The organism is Sphaerotilus uruguayifluvii, from assembly GCF_013294065.1.
GTDB lineage: Bacteria > Pseudomonadota > Gammaproteobacteria > Burkholderiales > Burkholderiaceae_C > Sphaerotilus > Sphaerotilus uruguayifluvii.
The window spans coordinates 467,812-488,535 of record NZ_JABSNM010000001.1 but is presented as its reverse complement, the minus strand read 5'-3'; the positions used below and the strand labels follow the sequence as shown (position 1 = coordinate 488,535).

At 73.1% G+C, this 20,724-nt stretch carries 16 protein-coding genes; 9 read left to right on the top strand and 7 right to left on the bottom strand.

All coding sequences use genetic code 11. The features are described from left to right. The first annotated feature begins 9 nt into the window (after positions 1–9). The 8 genes from HNQ01_RS02180 (at position 10) to HNQ01_RS02145 (ending at position 9,881) form a co-directional block, all read left to right on the top strand. Positions 10–1,248 carry a restriction endonuclease subunit S gene (locus tag HNQ01_RS02180; protein WP_173803655.1) on the top strand — a complete coding sequence of 413 codons (1,239 nt, stop codon included), beginning with the start codon at positions 10–12 and terminating at the stop codon, positions 1,246–1,248. A 43-nt stretch (positions 1,249–1,291) separates the two neighbouring features. After that, positions 1,292–1,597, top strand: a complete 306-nt coding sequence (locus HNQ01_RS02175; RefSeq protein ID WP_173803654.1) for a nucleotidyltransferase family protein — start codon at positions 1,292–1,294, stop codon at positions 1,595–1,597. Between the two features lie 22 nt (positions 1,598–1,619). After that, positions 1,620–1,928: a HepT-like ribonuclease domain-containing protein gene (locus tag HNQ01_RS02170; RefSeq protein WP_286180397.1), complete on the top strand. Its 309-nt coding sequence runs from the start codon at positions 1,620–1,622 to the stop codon at positions 1,926–1,928. A 16-nt stretch (positions 1,929–1,944) separates the two neighbouring features. Then, positions 1,945–3,918, top strand: a complete 1,974-nt coding sequence (locus HNQ01_RS02165) for a class I SAM-dependent DNA methyltransferase (RefSeq protein ID WP_173803652.1) — start codon at positions 1,945–1,947, stop codon at positions 3,916–3,918. Positions 3,919–4,248: 330 nt separating this feature from the next. Further along, on the top strand, positions 4,249–5,832 hold the full coding sequence (locus HNQ01_RS02160) for a hypothetical protein (protein WP_173803651.1): 1,584 nt from the start codon (positions 4,249–4,251) through the stop codon (positions 5,830–5,832). Between the two features lie 45 nt (positions 5,833–5,877). Beyond that, a complete protein-coding gene (locus tag HNQ01_RS02155) occupies positions 5,878–7,566 on the top strand; it encodes an NAD(P)/FAD-dependent oxidoreductase (RefSeq protein ID WP_173803650.1) in 1,689 nt (562 codons plus the stop codon). Then, positions 7,563–8,909, top strand: a complete 1,347-nt coding sequence (locus HNQ01_RS02150; protein WP_173803649.1) for a type I glutamate--ammonia ligase — start codon at positions 7,563–7,565, stop codon at positions 8,907–8,909. Before HNQ01_RS02155 ends, HNQ01_RS02150 begins: the two co-directional genes overlap by 4 nt. Positions 8,910–9,071: 162 nt before the next feature. Beyond that, the gene (locus tag HNQ01_RS02145; RefSeq protein ID WP_173803648.1) at positions 9,072–9,881 is read left to right on the top strand and encodes a DUF481 domain-containing protein; all 810 of its coding nucleotides are present in this window, start codon (positions 9,072–9,074) and stop codon (positions 9,879–9,881) included. On the opposite strand, the gene pncB is transcribed toward HNQ01_RS02145, so the two are convergent. Together pncB and HNQ01_RS02135 are read right to left on the bottom strand one after the other, a co-directional pair. Further along, entirely contained in the window at positions 9,865–11,076 is a 1,212-nt protein-coding gene (gene pncB / locus HNQ01_RS02140; RefSeq protein ID WP_173803647.1) for a nicotinate phosphoribosyltransferase, read from the bottom strand. The two genes, HNQ01_RS02145 and pncB, sit on opposite strands and share 17 nt — an antisense overlap. Further along, on the bottom strand, positions 11,073–11,912 hold the full coding sequence (locus HNQ01_RS02135; RefSeq protein ID WP_173803646.1) for a cysteine hydrolase family protein: 840 nt from the start codon (positions 11,910–11,912) through the stop codon (positions 11,073–11,075). Before HNQ01_RS02135 ends, pncB begins: the two co-directional genes overlap by 4 nt. A 62-nt stretch (positions 11,913–11,974) precedes the next feature. Between HNQ01_RS02135 and HNQ01_RS02130 the strand changes: the two genes are divergently transcribed. Beyond that, positions 11,975–12,694 carry an NUDIX hydrolase gene (locus HNQ01_RS02130; protein WP_173803645.1) on the top strand — a complete coding sequence of 240 codons (720 nt, stop codon included), beginning with the start codon at positions 11,975–11,977 and terminating at the stop codon, positions 12,692–12,694. A gap of 25 nt (positions 12,695–12,719) precedes the next feature. Here HNQ01_RS02130 and HNQ01_RS02125 read toward each other — a convergent pair whose 3' ends face one another. From HNQ01_RS02125 to HNQ01_RS02105, 5 genes are all read right to left on the bottom strand, one after another. Next, on the bottom strand, positions 12,720–13,922 hold the full coding sequence (locus HNQ01_RS02125; RefSeq protein ID WP_173803644.1) for a VWA domain-containing protein: 1,203 nt from the start codon (positions 13,920–13,922) through the stop codon (positions 12,720–12,722). Then, the gene (locus HNQ01_RS02120; RefSeq protein ID WP_173803643.1) at positions 13,912–16,200 is read right to left on the bottom strand and encodes a DUF5682 family protein; all 2,289 of its coding nucleotides are present in this window, start codon (positions 16,198–16,200) and stop codon (positions 13,912–13,914) included. The genes HNQ01_RS02125 and HNQ01_RS02120 overlap by 11 nt, the downstream gene beginning before the upstream one ends. Before the next feature lie 2 nt (positions 16,201–16,202). Further along, positions 16,203–17,321: an ATP-binding protein gene (locus tag HNQ01_RS02115; protein WP_173803642.1), complete on the bottom strand. Its 1,119-nt coding sequence runs from the start codon at positions 17,319–17,321 to the stop codon at positions 16,203–16,205. 66 nt (positions 17,322–17,387) lie between these two features. Further along, complete coding sequence (locus HNQ01_RS02110) at positions 17,388–19,076, bottom strand: DUF5691 domain-containing protein (protein WP_173803641.1); 1,689 nt, start codon at positions 19,074–19,076, stop codon at positions 17,388–17,390. After that, positions 19,073–20,431: an SWIM zinc finger family protein gene (locus HNQ01_RS02105; protein ID WP_217427365.1), complete on the bottom strand. Its 1,359-nt coding sequence runs from the start codon at positions 20,429–20,431 to the stop codon at positions 19,073–19,075. The genes HNQ01_RS02110 and HNQ01_RS02105 overlap by 4 nt, the downstream gene beginning before the upstream one ends. Positions 20,432–20,724: the final 293 nt, after the last annotated feature.

Genomic DNA, 20,724 nt, shown 5'->3' with positions numbered 1-20,724 from the left:
AGGTTATCTGTGCAAGAGATCGTGCCGGTGATGCTGCCGCCAAACCTTCCCGAGCCGCCGCAGGGCTGGCGCTGGGCCAAACTGACCGATCTGGCGCGGCTGGAAAGCGGCCACACGCCGAGCCGGTCGCGGCCCGACTGGTGGGGCGGCGACATCTCGTGGGTGTCGCTGACCGAGATCCGGGCGCTGGACGGCACCTGGGTCAAATCGACGCAGATCAAGACCAACGAGGCCGGCATTGCCAACTCGTCGGCGCGCATCCTGCCGCGTGGCACGGTCTGCTTCTCGCGCACCGCCTCGGTCGGCTTCGTCACCATCATGGCCCGCCCGATGGCGACCAGCCAGGACTTTGCCAACTGGGTCTGCGGCGACGAACTCGACCCCGAGTTCCTGATGTACGCGCTGATCTGCTCTCGCCGCGAACTGCGCGCACTCGCCACCGGCGCGACGCACAAGACGATCTACATGCCGATGCTGGAATCCTTCCACCTGTGTCTGCCCGACCGGCCGACCCAGGTCGCCATCGTGCAGGCGCTGAAGGCACAGCTCGCCGCAGCGGAAGCGGCGCGGCAGGCGGCGCAGGCGCAGGTAGATCACGCTGATCTGCTGGAAACAGCATTGCGCCAAGAGGCTTTCCTGGCAGTGCTTGATGTGTGGCCGCGCGAGAGTGCCTTCGTCGAGGTCTGTGACCTCTCTGCGGGCGGCACACCGAGTCGCGGCAAAGCCGACTACTTTCGCGGAGACATTCCCTGGGTCAAGACGCTCGACCTGAATTTCGGGACCGTGACCCACACCGAGGAGTCCATCTCGGCAGAGGCCATGCGCTCCATGCGAGGCAACTTGCTGCCCGCCGGCACGGTCATGGTCGCCATGTATGGCGGAGCAGGGACCATCGGCAAATCGGGCGTCCTGGGAATCTCGGCATGCACCAACCAAGCCATCTGTGCCCTGCAACCGCACCCACATCTGCTGACCCCCGACTTTCTGCATGAATGGGTACGCTTCATCAGGCCGGAGTGGATGAAGTACAGCGGAGGCAATCGCAAGGATCCGAACATCAACAAGGGCGTGGTTGAAGCCATGACCCTGCCGCTGCCGCCCGTCTCCGAACAGATGGCGTTCTGTCAAACCTTGTCGGGCAAGCTCGCACAGGCTCGACTGATCAAAGAGCACGCACGCAGCCAGCTTGCAGAACTGAAGCAACTGCCGGCGCGGCTGCTGGCGCAGGCGTTCGATCTGGCGCCGTGAGCCGCCTTGTCCGAAGATGGCGCCTCGTCGAAGGAGACCCGACATGTCCACGCCCTCGCTGACCCATCTGTCTTCCGGTGATCTGGCCCCGATCTGCCGGCGCCACGGCATCCGGCGCCTGGCGGTGTTCGGTTCTCGCCTGAAAGGCACCGCCCGCCCCGACAGCGATCTGGATCTTCTCGTCGAATTCGAGCCCGACCGGGTGCCCGGCCTGCTCGGCCTGAGCGGCATCGAGCTGGAGCTGACCGAGATGCTGGGCGTCAAGGTCGATCTGCGCACGGCGCAGGAGCTGAGCCCCTATTTCCGCGACGAGGTCATCAACCAGGCGCAGGTGGCCTATGTCGCCTGAGGATCGCAACCGGCTGCGCCACATGATCGACGCCGCGCGCACCGCGCAACGGTTTCTCCTCGGCCGTCAGCGCAGCGACCTCGACACCGACGACATGCTGCGCTTTGCCGTCGTGCGCGCCATCGAGATCATCGGCGAGGCCGCATCGCGCATCACCCCGGAAGGCCGCGCCCGCATCGCCGGCATCCCCTGGCCGGCCATCATCAGCATGCGCAATCGCATGGTGCATGCCTACTTCGACATCGACCACGATGTGGTCTGGCAGACGGTGCAGACCGAGCTGAACCCACTGTTGTCGGTGCTGGAGCACGCGCTCCGGCAGACCGACTGATCCAAGACAACGATCCATGCCCCGCCCCAAGAAGACCGCCCCCGAGACCACCGCGCCCGCCGACGCCAAGCCGAGCCCCAGCGCCGGCACCCCGCCCAGCCTGTCGGGCACCATCCGAACGGTCTGCGACATCCTGCGCCGCTCCAACTGCACCAGCGCGCTGCAGTACGTGCCCGAGCTGACCTGGATCCTGTTCCTGCGCATCCTCGACGCCCAGGAAACCCTCGCCCGCGAGGAAGCCGAGGCCGGCGGCAACGATTTCACGCCCTCGCTGCACGCCCCGTTCCGCTGGCAGGACTGGGCCGCGCCCACGCCGCCCAACGCCGAATCCGTCGGGCAGACGCCCGAAGGCCAGCCCGTCGGCTGGAAGCGCAAGGCCCTGGGCGAGCAGCGCATCGGCGCGCTGATCGAGTTCGTCAACAAGGAACTGCTGCCCCACCTGCACCGCCTGGCCACCCTGCCCGACGGCCGCCCCAACCCGGACGCCACACCGAAGCAGCGCGTCATCGGCCGGCTGATGACGGCCGTGGAGCGCGTGCGCGTCGACACGGAAGGCGACTTCACCGACATCCTCGACCGGCTGCACGCCATCGACGTCAGCCAGCTCGACGACACCCACACCTTCACGCTGTCGCAGGTCTACGAGGATCTGCTGCTGAAGATGGGCGAGAAGAACTCCGACGGCGGCCAGTTCTTCACGCCGCGCGAGGTGGTGCGCGCCGTCGTGGCGACGCTGAACCCGACCTTCGGCGAGACGGTCTACGACCCGTGCTGCGGCACCGGCGGCTTCCTGGCCCAGTCCTTCGAGTGGATGAAGGCGCGCATGGGCGACGAAGCCCTGAGCACCGACCTGGAGCGCCTGCGCCACGAGACCTTCTTCGGGCGCGAAAAGGAAAACCTCGTCTTCCCGATCGCGCTGGCCAATCTGGTGCTGCACGGCATCGACCAGCCCAACCTCTGGCACGGCAACACCCTGGCCGACCTGCCGACCTACGCCGGCCTGTTCGAGCAGGCCCCGGCCACCTTCGACGTGATCCTGACCAACCCGCCCTTCGGCGGCAAGGAAAGCGCACGCGTCCAGAAGCGCTACAAGTCCAGCAGCGGCGCCACGCAGTTGTTGTTCCTGCGCCAGATCCTCGACGAGCTGTCGGCCCCCGCGCCCGAGGAGGGCTTTGCCGGCGGCCGCTGCGGCGTGGTGTTCGACGAGGGCCTGCTGTTCCGCACCAACGAAAGCGCCTTCGTCGAGACCAAGCGCCGGCTGCTGGACGAATGTGACCTGTGGTGCATCGTCAGCCTGCCGGGCGGCGTGTTCTCGACGGCCGGCGCGGGCGTGAAGACCAACCTGCTGTTCTTCACCAAGGGCCGACCGACCGAGCGCACCTGGTACTACGACCTCTCGCATGTCAAGGTCGGCAAGAAGACCCCGATGACGCTGGCCCACTTCGGCTGGGCCGACGACTTCACGCTGCTCGACGACGCGGCCCTGCCGGCCACGCTGGTCGAGGACTGGCACGAGCGCCACGCCGACCAGCCCTTCCCGAGCTTCGCCCGCCTGCTGGCCCGGCGCGGCCAGCCCGAGGCGGACAGCGACTACTCGTGGACGGTGGACATCGCCGCCCGCCGCGCCCAGGCCCTGGCCGACAAGGCGCCCCACGACGCCGAGACGGCCCGCTGGCGCGAGCAGGCGGTGACGCTGAAGACCCGGCTCGCCACGCTGAAGAAGACGCGGCCGGTGCCGCAGGCCGACATCGAGGCGTGTCAGCAGGCCATCCAGGCGGCGGAGAAAGCCGCCCGCGAGGCCGACACCCGCGCGGCGGCGATCGACGCGGCCGCCTTCGACCTCAAGGCGGTCAACCCGAACGCGCGCACCACCCAGGACACCCGCACCCCGGCCGAGATCCTCGACACCATCGAGCGCCACGGGCGAACGGTCGGCGAGGCCCTGGCCCGGCTGCGCGGACTGATGGATGCCAACAGCATTGCGGGCTGAACTGAGCCAGGCTACCCGGTTCAACATCGCCCAAGCCCCAGCCCCCACTCTGCCGCAACCCTCCCGTCGCCCTCGCGCAGGCGAGGGCCCACGCCGTGCACGGTCCTCGCCCGCCCACGCGCCCGGCCAGCGGACACACCCCCGAAACACCTCTTGCGGCCCGGTACCGTTTCAAACGTGCCGTGCCTTGCCGGCAGCGCGGCGCTCGGGCATCTTGGGGGCCTCACGACAGGCATTCATCAGGGCTGGAGCAGGCAGGGCGAATGGTGGCGTGATCTCACGAAGAACACGCACATGCAGCAGGTCGAGGCTCCTTGCGGGAGAAATGCCATGTCCACCAGCACGCCTTTCACGCCGGCCAGAGCGCTGATCTCCGTGTCGCTGCTGTCCGCCACGCTGATGACGGCCGGCTGCGGCGGCGGGGGCGACGAGGGCAGCGTCGCCGAATCCCAGGTGACCGAGGCGCCGCGCGCCGGCGCGCTGGCCGCCAGCACGCTGGCCGGACGCACCTGGCGCGCCGGACAGCTGCTCGAGAACGGCGGCACCGAGGTCGTCGCCTACAAGGCGGGCATGGCCGACGCCAGCGGCGCGGTGACCGCGGTCTTCGTGCAGAAGATCGGCTCGCGCTATCAGCTCCAGGCGGTGCGCGGCACGCCAGGCAGCGCCGGCACCCCGCCGGCATGGACCGCGCCGGCCGTCATCAGCGGCGCCGCCGATCCGGCGATGCATCCGGGCAACGGCACCTGGGACCTCGGGCTGTCGGTCGCGCCGGGCGGACGCGCCTACGCGACCTGGTTCGTGCGCCGCGCCTGCACCGCGACCACCTACATCGCCAGCCCCGTCGCGACCTGCAACTACCTCTACGGCGCCGCCTTCGACGGCAGCAACTGGGGCGTGCCCGAGCTGATCGCCGACTCGCCGCGCAACTGGGGCGCGCCGATCCCGCGCATCAACGACAGCGGCGACATCGCGGTGCTGCACGAGGGCTGGGTCGCGCCGGGCAGCACCATCGGCACCCAGCGGGTCGCGGTGGCCGCGCGGCTGCAGGGCCAGAGCAGCTTCGCGCGCAGCGTCTTCGCCGACTGGACGCTGCAGGCCGCCATCGGGCTCGGCGGCGATGTCGACCTGCAGCTCGACGCCGCGCGCAACCTGACCGTGGCCGGGCGCAACCTGCGCGCCGGCACCGGCGACATCGTCGCGCGGCGCGGCACGGTCGGCGGCAGCTTCCGGGCGCAGGAGGTGATCGACGCCGGCAGCGCCGACGCCAGCTTCCTGGGTCTGGCCGCCGGCCCGGGCGGGCGCAGCTTCGTGCAGTGGCGCCAGGCGCCGACCGGCTCCAGCGTGCCGGTGATCTGGGGCGCGGCCAGCGCCTCGGCCACCGGGACCTGGGCGGCACGCAACCTCGGCACCAGCGCCAGCGCCTATTCCGGCTGGCTGCAGGCCCCGGGCAGCGGTGCCTGGGCCGGCAGCGGCCTGTTCCACGCCACGACCTGCCAGCGCACGCCCTGGAGCGCGGCGACGCAGGCCTGGGGCGCCGCGCAGACCCTGCCCGCCGGCTGCGACGCCTGGCGCAGCAGCGCCACCCAGCGCGCGCAGGCCGCCGACGGCAAGCTGCTGTGGATGGCCAACGACGGCCGCTGGTCGAGCTACGACCTGGCGCTGAACCAGATCACCCGGCCGCTGGCCGCCCCGGGATCGACGAGCGCGGCCGACACGCTGTTCGGCTTCCCGATCTCGACGCTGACCAGCGGCCGGCTGTTCGGCTTCAACCTCGGCAACGCGACGCTGATGGTCTCGAGCAGCGGTGTCGGCGCGCTGGTCACCAGCGGCACGCTGGCCTCGCTGCCCAGCGCCGGCACGCCCGGCGGCGTCAACGGCGCGGTCTACAACCTGTGGGGCTGGTTCCTGAAATGAGCGCCGGATGACCGCGCCGGCCACGGGCCGCGCGACAATTCCGTCATGCTCCGAATCACCGAACTCCGCCTGCCGCTGGACCACGCCGAGGACGCGCTGCGCTCGGCCATCGTGGCGCGGCTTCAGCTCGCCGACGCGGCCGAGCTGATCGACTTCCACGTCTTCCGCCGCGGCTACGACGCGCGCAAGAAGACCGCCATCGTCCTGACCTACACGATCGACTGCACGCTGCGCGACGAGGCGGCGGTCTTCGCGCGCTTTCCGAAGGACCACCAGATCCGCCCGACGCCGGACACCGGCTACCGCTTCGTCGGCCACGCGCCGGCCGACTTCCACGCCGACGGCGGCGGCGAGGTGCATCGCCGCCCGCTGATCGTCGGCTTCGGGCCGTGCGGGCTGTTCGCGGCGCTGATCCTGGCGCAGATGGGCCTGAAGCCCATCGTGCTGGAGCGCGGCAAGGACGTGCGCCAGCGCACCAAGGACACCTGGGGCCTGTGGCGGCGCAGCGAGCTCAACCCCGAGTCGAACGTGCAGTTCGGCGAGGGCGGCGCCGGCACCTTCTCCGACGGCAAGCTCTACAGCCAGATCAGCGACCCGCGCCACCTCACCCGCAAGGTGCTGACCGAGTTCGTCAAGGCCGGCGCCCCGGAGGAGATCCTGTTCGTCAGCAAGCCGCACATCGGCACCTTCCGGCTGGTGAGCATGATCGAGAAGATGCGCGCCGACATCGTCGCGCTCGGCGGCGAGATCCGCTTCGAGCAGAAGGTGAGCGACCTGCTGCTGGAGCCGGACGCCGACGGCGTGCGCCATGTGCGCGGCGTGACGCTGGCCTCGGGCGAGCAGATCCGCACCGACCATGTCGTGCTGGCACTGGGCCACAGCGCGCGCGACACCTTCGCGATGCTGCACGAGCGCGGCGTCCACATGGAGGCCAAGCCCTTCTCGATCGGCTACCGCATCGAGCATCCGCAGGGCGTGATCGACCGCGCCCGCTTCGGCCCGAACGCCGGTAACCCGATCCTGGGCGCGGCCGACTACAAGCTGGTGCACCACGCCAAGAATGGCCGCTCGGTCTACAGCTTCTGCATGTGCCCGGGCGGCACGGTGGTGGCGGCCACCTCCGAGCCGAACCGGGTGGTGACCAACGGCATGAGCCAGTACTCGCGCAACGAGCGCAACGCCAACGCCGGCATCGTCGTCGGCCTGACCCCTGAGGACTACCGCCAGGACCGCGGCGGCAGCGGCCCGGTCAACCCGCTCGACGGCATCGCCTTCCAGCGCTTCTGGGAAAGCCGCGCCTTCGAGCTGGGCGAGGGCGACTACCGCGCGCCGGGCCAGCTGGTCGGCGACTTCATCAAGCGCCAGCGCAGCCGCACGCTCGGCGACGTCGAGCCGTCCTACAAGCCGGGCGTGCACCTGACGGATCTCGCGCAGAAGGACCGCGGCTCGCTGCCGGTCTACGCGCTGGACGCGATCCGGGAGGCGCTACCGGCCTTCGAGCGCCAGATCAAGGGCTTCTCGATGCCCGGCGCGATGCTGACCGGCGTGGAGACGCGCACCTCCTCGCCGCTGCGCATCACCCGCGGCCGCGACTACCAGAGCCTGAACGTGCGCGGCCTCTACCCGGCCGGCGAAGGCGCGGGCTATGCCGGCGGCATCATGTCGGCCGGCGTCGACGGCATCGAGGTGGCCGAGGCGCTGGGCGCGGACCTCCTGGGCGTCGCCCAGCCATGAACGCGCCGCACGCCCTGCCCGACGGCGCACGCAGCGTCGAGTGCGCGGTGGCCGACTTCACGTCGGTCGCGCGCGGAAAGATCGTCGCGCGCGCCGACTTCGACGCGATGGGCGGCTGCCGGCTGCCCTCGGTCGTGCTGGGCGTGACGCTGACCGGCGGCGAGCCGGACGCGGTCTTCGGCCCGATCCTGCCCGAGGACTACCGCGACCTGCATCTCGTGCCCGATCTGGCCAGCGCCGTGCCGGTGCCCGGCCGCAGCGACCGCGTCAGCGTGATCTGCGAGCCGGCCGGCGCGCTGCCGCGGCCCGGGCGCGCGGCGCTGGATGCCAGCGCGCTGTCGCCGCGCGCCGCGCTGCGCCGGGTGCTGGCGCGGCTGGCGGCGGCCGGGCTGCGCGCCACCGTGGCGCCGGAGCTGGAGTTCTTCCTCGTCGAGCGCACGCCCGACGGCGGCCTGCGCCCGGCCGGCGTGCCCGGGGGTGCAGGCGCACGCGAGCACGCGCTGGAGATCGCCTCGCTGGAGCGCACCGCGATGTTCGCGCCCTACTTCGACGCGCTGTTCGACGCCTGCGCGGCGCAGCGCATTCCGGTCACCGGCCACGGCCACGAGTCGGCGCCGGGCCAGTACGAGGTCAACTTCGCGCCAGGCGAGCCGCTGGCGATGGCCGACGCGGTCTGGCGCTTCAAGCGCCTGGCGCGCGAGACGGCGGTGCGCCACGGCTTCCTGGCCAGCTTCATCGCCAAGCCCTTCGCCGACCAGCCCGGCACCGGCATGCACTGGCATGCCAGCCTGCAGCATGCCCGCGGTCCGCACGCCGGCCTGAACGCCTTCGTCGACGAGCAGGGCCGCGACCGGCCGCAGCTGGCGCATTTCATCGGCGGACTGCAGGCGCATGCGCCGGCGGCGATGGCGCTGCTGGCGCCGTGGGCGCATTCCTTCGAGCGGCTGCGCCGCAGCGACGCCTCGCCGACCGACGCCCGCTGGGGCGACGACGACCGCGCGGTCGCCTTCCGGCTGCCGGCCTCCAGCCCGGCCAACCGCCGCATCGAGCACCGCCTGCCCGGCGGCGACGCCAGCCCCTACCTGACGCTGGCCTCGATGCTCGGCACCGGGCTGCTGGGCCTGCAGGGCGAACTGCCGCGCCAGGACCGCGGCCCGGCGCTGCCGCGCACGCCCCAGGACGCGCTCGACGCGCTGCACGCCAGCGCCGCGCTGCGCGATCTGCTCGGCGAGGTGCTGGTCGATCTCTTCGTCGCGCAGCGCCGCCACGAGCTGGACGAGCGCGCCGCGCTGACCGACCCGCACCGGGACTGGGACCTGCGCCATCTGACCGAGCAGGCCTGAGGTCCGCGCCGCGGGCTCGCCCGACGAGCCCCTGCCCGCGGCCGGGCTTCCCGGCAATCCTTGGCGCCGATCACGGCACAGGCTCAAAGGTGTGCAAAGGTTTCGGATTCGACAGACTTTTGCACTTCAGTTCGGCCCGCGGGCGGCGCAGCATCCGCGCCCATGAAGATGCCGTGCCCGCTCCCCGTTCCGTCGTGCCGCGCCCTGTGCCTGGCTGCCCTGATCGCGGCGACCTGGCCGGGCGCGGCGTCCGCCGCCGAGGCGGCTGCGCCCGCGCCCGCGTCGCCCGACTCGAAGTTCAACCTCTCGCTGCACTACGCCACCAACCGCACGACCAACTTCGCCGGCCGGCGCTGGGGCCTGCAAGGCGACTGGCTGCACCGCGCCGAGCACGACGAGTGGAGCGGCGAGTTCCGCACCCAGCGCGAGGCCATCGCGCTCAATGGCGGCGAATCGACGCTGCGGGTCGACGAGGTCGACACCTTCGTGAAGTGGCGCCGCGACCTGATGGCACTGGACGACCCGCCGCGCGAGGGCGCCTCGACCTACTACACCTACCTGTCGCCGCGGCTGCGGCGCAACCGCTTCGGCTACTTCTCGTCGTCGCAGGCGGTGCGCGCCGGTGCCGGACGCCGCTTCGAGCCGGTCCGCGACATGACGCTCAGCCTCGAGCTCGGCCCCGGCTACCGCCACGGCCGCGCGCAGAGCGGCGAGACGGTCGAGGAGGCGGTGCTGACGATGACCTCGCAGCTCGACTACCGCCTCAGCGACAGCGCGAACTTCCGGCTGATGCTGATGGGCGAGCGCTCCAGCCGCGAGAACTACCAGACCGCGGTGGCCACGCTGCGCAACCGCATCAGCCGGCACGTCTGGCTGAAGTACGAGCTCACCTACCGCAAGGCGCTGCCGATGGACACGCTGCAGCCGGTCGGCGAGACCCGCTTCGACGCCGGCATCAGCTGCCAGTTCTGACCCCGAACACCTGGCGCAGATAGGCCAGGAAGCCGGCGTCGTCGCACAGCGCCTTGCCCGGCGTGTCGCTGATCTTGGCCACCGGCTGGCCGTTGACCCGCACCAGCTTCATGACGATGTTCAGCGGCGTCGGGCCCAGGTCGTTGCTGAGCTGGGTGCCGATGCCGAAGCCGGTGCGCACCCGGTCGGCGAAGTGGCCGTGCAGCGCCAGCGCCTGCTCCACCGTCAGGCCGTCGGAGAACACCAGCCGGCGCGTGCCGGCGTCCAGCCCCAGCGCGGCGTAGTGCGCCAGCGCCTTCTCGCCCCAGACGACCGGATCGCCCGAGTCGTGGCGCAGCCCGTCGAAGAGCTTGGCGAAGTAGAGGTCGAAGTCGGCCAGGAAGGCGTCCATGCCGATGACGTCGGTCAGCGCGATGCCGAGGTCGCCGCGGTACTCCTGCACCCAGTCCTCCAGCGCCGCCTTCTGGAAGTCGCGCAGCCGCACGCCTAGGCCCTGGTAGGTCTGCAGGTACTCGTGTGCCATCGTGCCGATCGGCGTCAGGCCCAGCGTGCGCGCCAGGTGCACGTTGGAGGTGGCGCGGCACACGCCGGGCAGCCGCGCGGCCAGCGTCTCGAGCATCTCGCGCTGCCAGTCGGCCGAGAAGCGCCGGCGCAGGCCGAACTCGAACAGCTCGAAGGGAAATCGCCGCGCCGCGCCCGGGTCGGCGACCGCGCGCTGCAGCCGCTCGATCTTGGCCGCCAGCCGGCGCCGACCCTCCTCGCGCACCGCCGGGCGGTCGAGGCGGCGGAAATGCAGCTCGTTGACGATCGCCAGCACCGGGATCTCGAAGCCCATCACATGGACCTGCGGCCCGCGTGCCTCGATGCACAGCCGCTCGCCCTCGGTGCGCACCGAGATGAAGTCGCGCTGGAAGCGGAAGATGCGCAGGAAGTCGACGAAGTCCGGCCGGATGAAGCGCAGCCGGCCCAGCCAGTCCAGCTCGGCGGCGGTGAAGGACAGCGCGCACAGGTGGTCCAGCTCGGCCTCGACCTCGGCGCGCAGCTCGGCCAGCGGGAAGGCGGCCGCCTGCGGATTGCGGCAGACGAAGCGGTACTCGGCCTGCGTGGCCGGGTGGCGGTGCAGCAGCGCCTGCCACATCGTCAGCTTGTAGAGGTCGGTCTCCAGCAGGCTGGAGAGCACGGGGGCTCGCTTCATGGCAGCACCTCGGCGCAGGTGGCCAGCCGCAGGCCGCGGCGCGCCATGTCGGCGAAGAAGTCGGCCTGATGCGCCTCGAAGCCGGCGACCGGACTGATCGCGTCGGTCAGCAGCGTGATGCGCGCCAGCCGCTCGGGCGTGGCGTCGGGCAGATGGTCGACCAGATGCTCGACGGTGGCGCGCACGCAGTGGCTGCCGGCCTCGCCGGCGATCAGCAGCCGGCCCGGGCCGTCCAGCCGGGCGATCAGCGCGCGGTTCAGGCCGGTATCGGGATCGTCCGCATCGGGCACCTCGGCCTGCAGCGCGCTGTAGTGCTCGGTCCAGGGGTTCAGGCCCTTGAAGACGACATGGCTCGCGCGCTGGCGGCGCAGCTCCCAGTCGGCGCAGGCCTCGCGCACAGCCGCATGCAGCTGATGGCCCCAGGTGCCCAGCTCGCAGTGCACCGGCCAGACCATCAGCGTGTGGCGGCCCCGGGCCTCCAGCGCGTCGAGGTAGGCCAGCACCCGCGGCAGCGCCGCCGGGTCGCGCGGCTGGAACTGGCCGGCGCGCACCTGCGCGGCGGTGATCGACGTGAACGGCGCGACCTCCTGCCCCGGTGCGTGCGCCCACCAGAAGCCGGGATGCGCGATGTCGCGGCGGTGGTGGGTGTCGAGCGTCAGCGTGAGCGCGTCGATGCGGTCGGCCGCGCGGCGCAGCAGCTCGGCCACCCGGCGCAGGTCGGCGTCCGCGCCCGGCACCGGCAGGGCGGGCGTGCCCGACGCGCTGGCGGGCAGGTCGCAGAAGTCGTTCTGCGCATCGATCAGCAGGAGGTGCAAGGCAGGCAGGTTCGGCGTCATGGTGGACACGATAAGCCACTTAGTACAACATTGCAACTAAGTCGATTCCATCCCCACCTGCCATGCCCCCGCCGATCCCGCCCTCCCCGCCCCTTGAGGCCGCCGCTGCGCCCATCCTGTGCACCGTCGACGTGGTGCTGCTGACGCTCAATCCGCAGCTGCAGGTCGCGCTGCTGCCGCGCGACCGCGCGCCGCTGGCCGGTGCGCTCGCGCTTCCCGGCGGCTTCATCCATGCCGACGAGGACGCCGACCCGCGGGCCGCGGCCGCGCGCATGCTGCGCGCCAAGACCGGGCTGGACTGCCCCTATCTCGAGCAGCTCGCCACCTTCGGCGGGCCGGAGCGCGATCCGCGCGGCTGGTCGATCTCGGTGGCGCATGTGGCGCTGGTGCCGGCCGACCTGCTCGCGCGCGGCGCGGCCGGCCTGCGCTGGCATCCGGTCGACGCGCTGCCGGCGCTGGCCTTCGACCATGCACAGATCGTCGCGCAGGCGGTGGCGCGGGTGCGCTCGAAGAGCCAGTACTCGTCGCTGCCGGTGCATCTGTGCGGCGAGCGCTTCACGCTGCCGCAGCTGCAGGCGGTCTACGAGGCGCTGCTGGGCGAGCCGCTGAACAAGGTGAGCTTCCGGCGGCGCATGGAAGAGATGGACCTGCTCGAACCCATCGAGGGCGAGCGCACCGGCGGCGCGCACCGCCCGGCGCAGCTCTGGCGCCTGAAGGACCGCCGGCCCGGGGCGCTGACGCTGACCGACCGGCTGCTCGGCCCCGCCGTGCTCGCGCCATGAAGCCGGGGCGCGTGCCGCGGGCGTGTCAGGCCCGGCTCGTCACCAGCCCCTGCTGCGCCGCCCAGCCCGCCACGTCCTCGCGCCGGATCGCCGCGGCCATCAGGCCCGGGAAGGCATCGGGCGTGCAGGCGAACGACGGCACGCCCAGGCCGGCGAGCTTCGCGGCGATCTGGCGGTCGTAGCTCGGCGCGCCCTCGTCGCTGAGCGCCAGCAGCGCCACGCACTGCACGCCCGAGCCGACCAGCTCGGCGGCGCGCTGCAGCAGGCGCTGCTCGACGCCGCCTTCGATCAGGTCGGAGATCAGCACGAAGATGGTGTTGCGCGGATCGCGGATCAGGCCCTGGCAGTAGGCCACCGCCTGGCCGATGTCGGTGCCGCCGCCGAGCTGCACGCCGAACAGCAGCTCGACCGGATCGTCGAGCTGGTCGCTGAGGTCGACCACCTCGGTGTCGAACACCACCAGCTTCGTCGACACCGCCGGCAGCGAGGCCAGCACCGCGCCGAAGATGCTCGAATAGACCACGCTGGCGGCCATCGAGCCGCTCTGGTCGATGCACAGGATGACCTCGCGCTGCGGCCGGCGCGACTTGCGGCCGTGGCCGTGCAGCCGCTCCGGAATGACGGTGCGCAGCTCGGGCTGCCAGTGGCGCAGGTTGGCGCGGAGGGTGCGGTGCCAGTCGATCTCGCTGTGGCGCGGGCGGCGGTTGCGGGTGCTGCGGTCGAGCGCGCCGGTCACCGCCGAGCGCAGCGGCTCCTCCAGGCGCTTCATCAGTTCGTCCACCACCTGGCGCACCACGCGGCGCGCGGTCTCCTTGGTGCCAGCCGGAATCGCACGGGACAGCGACACCAGGCTGGCGACCAGGTGCACGTCGGGCTGCACCGCGTCGAGCATCTCGGGCTGCAGCAGCATCTCGTTCAGGCGCAGGCGCTGCAGCGCGTCCTTCTGCATCACCTGCACCACCGAGGCCGGAAAGTACTGGCGGATGTCGCCGAGCCAGCGCACCACCGTCGGCGCGCCGCGCCCCGAGCCGCCGACGCGGGCGCTGCCACCGCGGCCGGGGCCGTCGGCGTCGTAGAGCGCGGCCAGCGCGCGGTCCATCTCCAGCGCGCCGCCGCTCGGCTTGCCGCAGCTGGCGTCGGCCTCGTCGCCCAGCACCAGGCGCCAGCGCTGCTGCCGGTCCAGGCTCGGCGGGGGGGCGGACAGGGAGGTCTCGGCGTCAGCGGACATCGCGGGGGTTCTCCATCGAAGACACGGACTCGAGCGGCAGGCCGAGCAGCCGGTGCAGCAGCGGCAGCGCCTGCGCGACCCGCCCGACCTGCCACGGCGGCGGGGCGTCGGCGCGCACGGTGTCGGCCGGCGCCTCGGGCGGACGCGCGGCGCGCTCGGCGATCGAGCGGCGCTCGCTGCGGCTGAAATCGGCGAAGGTGCGGCGCACCAGCGGCAGCACCTGCTGGAAATGGTCGTCGCCCAGGCCGCTCAGCCAGCCGTCGACCAGCGCCCACAGCCGCGCGTCGTGCAGCAGCACCAGCGCATTGCGGTTCAGGAAGCCTTCCAACCAGGCCGCCGCCGCGCCCGGCTCGGTCGCGCGAGAGAGCTGCAGCGCCAGCGCGGTGCCGGCCGCCTCGGCATCCAGCGCACCGTCGTCGAGCAGCAGCCGCGTCGCCACGCCGCGCAGCAGCGGCGCGGCCGTCGCCGCACCGGCCAGCGCCGCCAGCGCACGGCGCCAGTCCTGCGTCTGCGCCTCGCCGTCGCGCCGTGCCACCGCCGCGTGCGCGGCCAGCAGCGGCTCGCGCAGCGCCTGCGCCGCGTCGGCGTCGAGCGCCGCGCAGCCCAGCGGCAGGCCGATCGCGGCGCGCTCGATCAGCCGGTCGAGCACCCGGCCGACCTGGCCCGTGTCGGTCTGGCGCACGTCGCCGTAGCGGAAGACCTGCGCCAGCGGCGGCAGCGCACGCAGCAGCTCGCCGACATCGCCGCTGACCGCCGCGAGCCGGTCGAGCGCCTGCGTCACCGCCGCGACCGCACCGGGCAGGTCGGCGCGCAGCACGTCGTCGACCTGCGCCGCCAGCACCGCCAGCCGCGTCTCGTCGCGCACCCGCTCGGCCACGCGCGCGCTGGCGGCGGCCTCGACCGTCGTGCCCCAGCGGCTGGCCTCGATCAGCGTGATCGCGTATTCGGGCTCCCAGCGCAGCCGCCAGTCCTCGTGGAAGCTGCCGCGCGCGCCGCGGCTGCCGCGCTCGGGCACGCCCCAGTCGAGGCCGAGCAGCCGCAGCCGGTGCAGCAGCCGGCTGCGCGCCAGATCGTTCGGTTCGCGCAGGTCGAGTTCGAGTCGGCGCTCGGCCGCCTCGGCCTTCAGGCGCAGGCGCTTCTGCTGCTGCTCGACATCGCGCTGCAGTGGCACCAGCGGCACGTCGGCCGGCACCGTGCCGAGCGCGTCGCCGACATGCAGCGCCGGCGCGATCAGCCCGAGCACCGCGTCGTCGCCCTGGCCGATGACGCTGCGCACCGCCTCGTCCAGCTCGGCCAGCCCCGGCGCGCCGTGGCCGCGCAGCGCCGCCAGCGTCTCGGCCAGCCGGATCGCCTCGATGACGTGGGCGCTGGAGCAGTCGATCTCGTGCGCGCGCAGCAGCGTCGCCACCTTGGCCAGCCAGCCGGCGGCGCGCGGGTGGCGCGCGACGTCGTGCTGCCAGAGGAAGTCGTACCAGCCGGGCGAGGCGACGCCCGCGCCATAGCCGCGGCGCGTCAGATGCCGGTGCGACCACGGCACCCAGGTCGCCTGCACCTTCAGCTTCGGCAGGCCCTTGAGCAGCGCCGCATCGGCCTTGACCGAGGACACGCCGTCCTGCAGCGCCGGCACATGCCAGGCGCCGCAGACCACCGCGATGCGCGCGAAGCCCTCCTTGCGCGCCGCGCGCAGGCTCTGGCGCATGTGGGCCTCGCGCTGCGCCTCGCGCGCGGGCAGCGGCGTCTCGGCGTCGGCGTGGCGGCGCAGCTCCGTCATCACCTCGGCGATGGCGGCGAAGATGTCGGCGTCCTCGCCGCGCTCCTCGATCCAGCGGTTCCACCAGCTTTCGCCGTCCGGATGGCCGTCGGCGCGGGCGAAGTCGTCGAAGGGGTCGCCATGGCGGGCCGGGGCCGGCGTGGCGGCGTCGTCGGCCCGGGCCGCCGCAGCCGCATCGGCGGCGTCCAGCGCCAGCGCGTGCGTGCGCGGCAGGTCGATGAAGCGCGCCGCCACGCCCGCGCCGGCCGCCCAGCGCAGCGCCTGCCACTCCGGCGAGAAGCGCGCGAAGGGGTAGAACACCGCCTGCTGCGGCGTCTCCACCGCATGGACCAGCAGCGCCACCGGCGGCACCAGCGCGGCGTCGTTCAGGTGCGGCAGCAGCCCATCGGCCTCCGGCGGCCCCTCGACCAGCACCGCGTCGGGCTGCCAGGCCGCGAAGGCGCGCACCAGGCTGCGTGCGCAGCCCGGGCCGTGGTGGCGGATGCCGAAATAGCGGACCTCGGCCATGGTCAGCCGTGCGCGCGGCAGGCGCGGTAGAGGTCCTTCCAGCCGTCGCGCTCCTTGACGACCGTCTCCAGGTATTCCTGCCAGACCACCGCGTCCTGCACCGGATCCTTGATGACCGCGCCCAGCAGCCCCGAGGCCAGATCGGCCGCGCCGACCACGCCGTCGCCGAAATGCCCGGCCAGCGCCATGCCGTTGCCCACCACCGAGATCGCCTCGGCGGTCGAGAGCGTGCCGCTCGGGCTCTTCAGGCGCGTCTTGCCGTCCTCGGTCTGGCCGTTGCGCAGCTCGCGGAAGATCTGCACCACGCGGCGCACCTCGCGCAGGGCCGGCGGCTCGGCCGGCAGGTCGAGCGCGCGGCCCATCTCGGTGACCCGCTTGACGACGATCGCCAGTTCCTCCTCCTCGCTGGCCGGCACCGGCAGGATCACGGTGTTGAAGCGGCGCTTGAGCGCGCTCGACAGCTCGTTGACGCCCTTGTCGCGGTTGTTCGCGGTGGCGATGACGCTGAAGCCGCGCACCGCCTGCACCTCGACGCCCAGTTCCGGCACCGGCAGCGTCTTCTCCGACAGCACGGTGATCAGCGTGTCCTGCACGTCGGCGGGAATGCGCGTCAGCTCCTCGATGCGGGCGATGCGGCCGCCGCGCATCGCGTTCATCAGCGGGCTGGGCACCAGCGCCTTCTCCGAGGGCCCGTGCGCCAGCAGCTCGGCGTAGTTCCAGCCGTAGCGCAGCTGCTCCTCGCCGGTGCCGGCGGTGCCCTGGATCAGCAGCGTCGAGTCGCCGCTGACCGCCGCGGCCAGATGCTCCGACACCCACGACTTCGCGGTGCCCGGCACGCCGTAGAGCAGCAGGCCGCGGTCGGTCGCCAGCGTCGCCACCGCGATCTCGATCAGCCGGCGCGCGCCGATGTACTTGGGCGTGACGACGAAGCCGTCATCGAGCGTGCCGCCCAGCAGGTAGGTCACGACCGCCTGCGGCGACAGGCGCCAGTTCTCGGGGCGCGGACGGCGGTCGGCGCGGGCCAGCGCGTCGAGTTCCTCGGCGTACTGCTGCTCGGCATGGCGGCGCAGCACGGTCGAGGCGGAGAGAGCGGCAGGAGCAGGGGCAGCGGTGTCGGTCATGTCAGGGCGATCCAGTGCGGGAGAAGCAAGGCGGGAAGCGGTACGGGAAGAGCGGTACGGAGAAGATCAGCAAGCGGGGGCCGCGGGCAGCGCCTCGAGGGCACGGCGCAGCGCGGCGATGCGCTGCAGCCGGGCGTGCAGCGTGGTGCGCTGCTGCTGCGCCCAGCTGACTGCGGCGTCGGTCGGGTTCACCGGCTCGGGCAGCGCCTCGACCCAGCCCGGCACATCGGCCGGCAGCCAGGCCAGCAGCGCCGGCGCGCGGCCGAGCCAGTCGTTGCAGCGCCGGTCGTCGAGCTGGCCGGCGCACAGCGCCGACCACTGCGCCTCCAGCACCGCGCCCAGCTCGGCCAGGAAAGCGGCGTCGAGCACCGACCCGGCCGGATCCGGCACGCCGGCCAGCGCCGCCTGCTCGCAGACCAGGACGATCTCGCCGGCCACCTCGACCGGATCGCCGGCCAGGCGCGCGCGCCACAGCGCGGTGCGCTGCGCGGGCGGCAGGCGCCGGCGCAGGGCGGCCTGTTCGCTGACCGACGCGCCACGGGCGTCGCGGCCAAGCACCGCCAGCAGCCATTCGACCTCGACCGGCGCCAGCGCCGCCGGGTCGTCCGGCAGCGCCTGCGCCGCCTCGAACCAGCCGCGCCGCAGCGCGTCCTTCCAGTCCGTGCCCTTGGCCCAGGCCATCAGATCGGCCGGCGTCAGGCCGGTGCGCGTGGTCCAGAAGCTCAGCGGCGTCAGCCGCACCAGCTGATAGAGCCACCAGCCGCGCTCGCCGAGCCCGTCATGGCGCGGGCGCTGCAGGTCCAGGCCGTGCGCCTTCCAGTCGGCGCCCTCGGCGGCCGGCGGCTCGATCGTCCAGCGCCGCTTCAGGCCCAGCCAGGCCGATTCGCTCTTCAGCAGCGCGTCCCACTGCGCCGCCAGCCAACCGGCCTGCGCGCTGTCCGGCAGGCGCTGCAGCAGCCGCGCGGCCACCGCGCGCACCTCGCCGCCGCGGTCGCGCTGCAGCAGGCGCATCAGCAGCGGCTCATCCGCCATCGACAGGCCGACCGCCAGCGCCTCGACCAGCTGGGCGCGCTCGGCCGCGGCGAGCTGGCCCAGCTCGGCCTCCAGCCGCGCGCGCGCCGCCGCCGGATCCTGCGTCCGCGCGTGGCGCAGGAAGGCGAGCCGGGCGGTCGGCGCGCCGTCGGTCCAGTCGGCCTCGGTCGGCTGCGCCGGCGCCTCGCCGAGCTGGCGCCAGCGCGGCTGCTGGCGGATCAGCCAGGCGCCGCGCTCGCCGATCACCGCGCCGACCGCCGCGCGCAGCGCGGGCTCGCGCTGCGCCAGCTCCAGCGCCTGCGGCAGCAGCGCCGCCGGCAGCCGCCAGCCGCGCTCGGCCAGCCGGCGCAGCATCGCGTGGCGCAGGCCGAGCGGCCAGTCGTCCTGCAGCAGCGTCTCGACCACCGCGCGGCTGCTCGGGTCCGCCAGCGCGGGGCGGCGCTCCGGGCGGGCGGGCGGCGCGTCCGCCTCGGCCGGCAGCGCCAGCCCGTCCGCGCCGATCCGGGCCGCCAGCGCCAGCACGCCGGCCGCGCGCAGCAGCACCGCCGCGTCCTCGTCCGGCGTGGCGGCCAGCGCCGCCATCAGCCTGTTCAGCGGCGCCGGTGCGGCCGACAGCGCGGCCCGCCAGCCCGGCGCGCGCTCGGTGCCGACCAGCGCCGCCGGCAGCAGCCGCTCCAGCGCGGCCGACACCGCCGCATCCGGCATCACACCCGTCGTGCTCATCGCCCCGCTCCTTCGCCGCGCCCGAGCTGCCAGGCGTCATCGCCCCACAGCGTCAGCAGCCGCAGCGCCTCGCCATTCCATTCGCCACTCGCCTGCACCGGCGCGCCGCCGCCGACCGCCAGCAGCGTCAGCACCTGATCGGCCGGCACCCGCAGCGGCAGCGCCCGGCCCTGCGGCCCGAGCAGGCAGAGCTGCTCGCCGTGCAGCCGCAGCACGCCCTGCAGCGCCAGCGGCCACAGCGGCAGCCACGGATGCGCGGCCATCGCGGCGGCCGCGCGGTCCAGCTCGGCGGTCCAGTCGCCCGCGTCGGGCGGCGGCGCGGCCTCGGCCGGGCCGCGCTGCTCGACCAGCGCCCGCAGCGGCGCCGCCGACGGGAAGAACACCAGCCGGCCCGCGCGCACCTGCCCGCTGACCCACGGCATGTCGAAGCCGGCGGTGCCGTGGCTGAAGTCGAGCAGCAGCGCGCGCCGGCCGCTGTCCAGGCCCTGCAGCCAGACGCGGCGCTCGACCAGCCGGCCCTCGCGCTCCTCGACGATCTGGCCGAGCACCGCCCAGCGGTCGTCGACCGCCTCGCCGCGCGCCAGCACCTCGTCGCGCTCCAGCGGCCAGCCGAGCGTGGCGCGCACATCGGCGCGCTCGGCCTCGCTCAGCGCGTCGCGCCGCGCCACCGCGTCGATCAGCAGCTGCAGCCGCCCCAGCCGCGCCAGCAGCCGGGCCGGGGCGTCGACCTCGGCGCCGGCGGCCTGCAGCCAGCCGGCCAGCGCGCCGGCCTGCGCATCGACCAGCCGCGCGCCCATCGTGCGCCACTCGGCCGCGCCGCCGGCCGGCGGCGTCGCCAGGCCCTGGCCCACCCGCTCGGCCAGCCAGCGCGACAGCTCCTGCAGGCCGGCCTCGATGCGCTGCCAGCGTTTCGCCTGCCGGGCGGTGGCGTCGGGGCTCGCGGCCGGCGGCGCGGCGTCCTCGCCGGCGGCCGCGGCGGCCTGGCGCTGCTCCTGCTTCTGGACGTCCTTCTGCGCCTGCTTCTCGGCGCGCTCGCGCCGGCCGTCCAGCCAGGCGCTGACCCACGCAGGCGGCGCGCCGGTGGTGCTGAAGCGCTGCGGCTCCTGTGCGCGCATCAGCAGCAGCGCCAGCCCGTGCTTGCACGGGAACTTGCGGCTCGGGCAACTGCACTTGAAGACCGGGCCGCTCAGGTCGACCTGGGTCTGATAGGGCTTCGAGCCGCTGCCCTGGCATTCGCCCCAGGCGGCCTGCGCGTCATGACCCAGCAGCGGCCACTTCGCCGGGGAAATCAGCCCGCGCGCCGCCTTGGCGGAGGCCTCGTCAGGCGCAAGGGCCAGCACGGCCTCGCGGGTCAACGCAGTCGATGGTTCGGTCAATCGGACTCCCGGCACCCAGGGTTGCTGAAGTGCCGGGCAGTCTACGCAACGAACTGCCGCGCCACACGTGAAAGATGGCGCGGGAAAGGGGCTGATTCGGTACTCCGGCGCGCAATCCGGGTCGAGACGGAACCGAACTGGACGTGAGTTCTTTCACGCGCGGAGTTGAAATGAAAAAACTATGCTTATCAGGCCTTGACGGCGTCACAAGTTGTGCCAGCAGTGCAGGCCTTGAGCCTGCTTTATGGGAGAGGAACCGTGAAATACAGAGA

What these genes read in the sequence shown, in the direction of transcription:
- HNQ01_RS02175 (WP_173803654.1), top strand. Translation starts at nt 1,292, where the DNA reads ATGTCCACGCCCTCGCTGACCCATCTGTCTTCCGGTGATCTGGCCCCG.
- HNQ01_RS02170 (WP_286180397.1), top strand. Translation starts at nt 1,620, where the DNA reads ATGATCGACGCCGCGCGCACCGCGCAACGGTTTCTCCTCGGCCGTCAG.
- HNQ01_RS02165 (WP_173803652.1), top strand. Translation starts at nt 1,945, where the DNA reads ATGCCCCGCCCCAAGAAGACCGCCCCCGAGACCACCGCGCCCGCCGAC.
- HNQ01_RS02160 (WP_173803651.1), top strand. Translation starts at nt 4,249, where the DNA reads ATGTCCACCAGCACGCCTTTCACGCCGGCCAGAGCGCTGATCTCCGTG.
- HNQ01_RS02155 (WP_173803650.1), top strand. Translation starts at nt 5,878, where the DNA reads ATGCTCCGAATCACCGAACTCCGCCTGCCGCTGGACCACGCCGAGGAC.
- HNQ01_RS02150 (WP_173803649.1), top strand. Translation starts at nt 7,563, where the DNA reads ATGAACGCGCCGCACGCCCTGCCCGACGGCGCACGCAGCGTCGAGTGC.
- HNQ01_RS02145 (WP_173803648.1), top strand. Translation starts at nt 9,072, where the DNA reads ATGAAGATGCCGTGCCCGCTCCCCGTTCCGTCGTGCCGCGCCCTGTGC.
- pncB (WP_173803647.1), bottom strand. Translation starts at nt 11,076, where the DNA reads ATGAAGCGAGCCCCCGTGCTCTCCAGCCTGCTGGAGACCGACCTCTAC.
- HNQ01_RS02135 (WP_173803646.1), bottom strand. Translation starts at nt 11,912, where the DNA reads ATGACGCCGAACCTGCCTGCCTTGCACCTCCTGCTGATCGATGCGCAG.
- HNQ01_RS02130 (WP_173803645.1), top strand. Translation starts at nt 11,975, where the DNA reads ATGCCCCCGCCGATCCCGCCCTCCCCGCCCCTTGAGGCCGCCGCTGCG.
- HNQ01_RS02125 (WP_173803644.1), bottom strand. Translation starts at nt 13,922, where the DNA reads ATGTCCGCTGACGCCGAGACCTCCCTGTCCGCCCCCCCGCCGAGCCTG.
- HNQ01_RS02120 (WP_173803643.1), bottom strand. Translation starts at nt 16,200, where the DNA reads ATGGCCGAGGTCCGCTATTTCGGCATCCGCCACCACGGCCCGGGCTGC.
- HNQ01_RS02115 (WP_173803642.1), bottom strand. Translation starts at nt 17,321, where the DNA reads ATGACCGACACCGCTGCCCCTGCTCCTGCCGCTCTCTCCGCCTCGACC.
- HNQ01_RS02110 (WP_173803641.1), bottom strand. Translation starts at nt 19,076, where the DNA reads ATGAGCACGACGGGTGTGATGCCGGATGCGGCGGTGTCGGCCGCGCTG.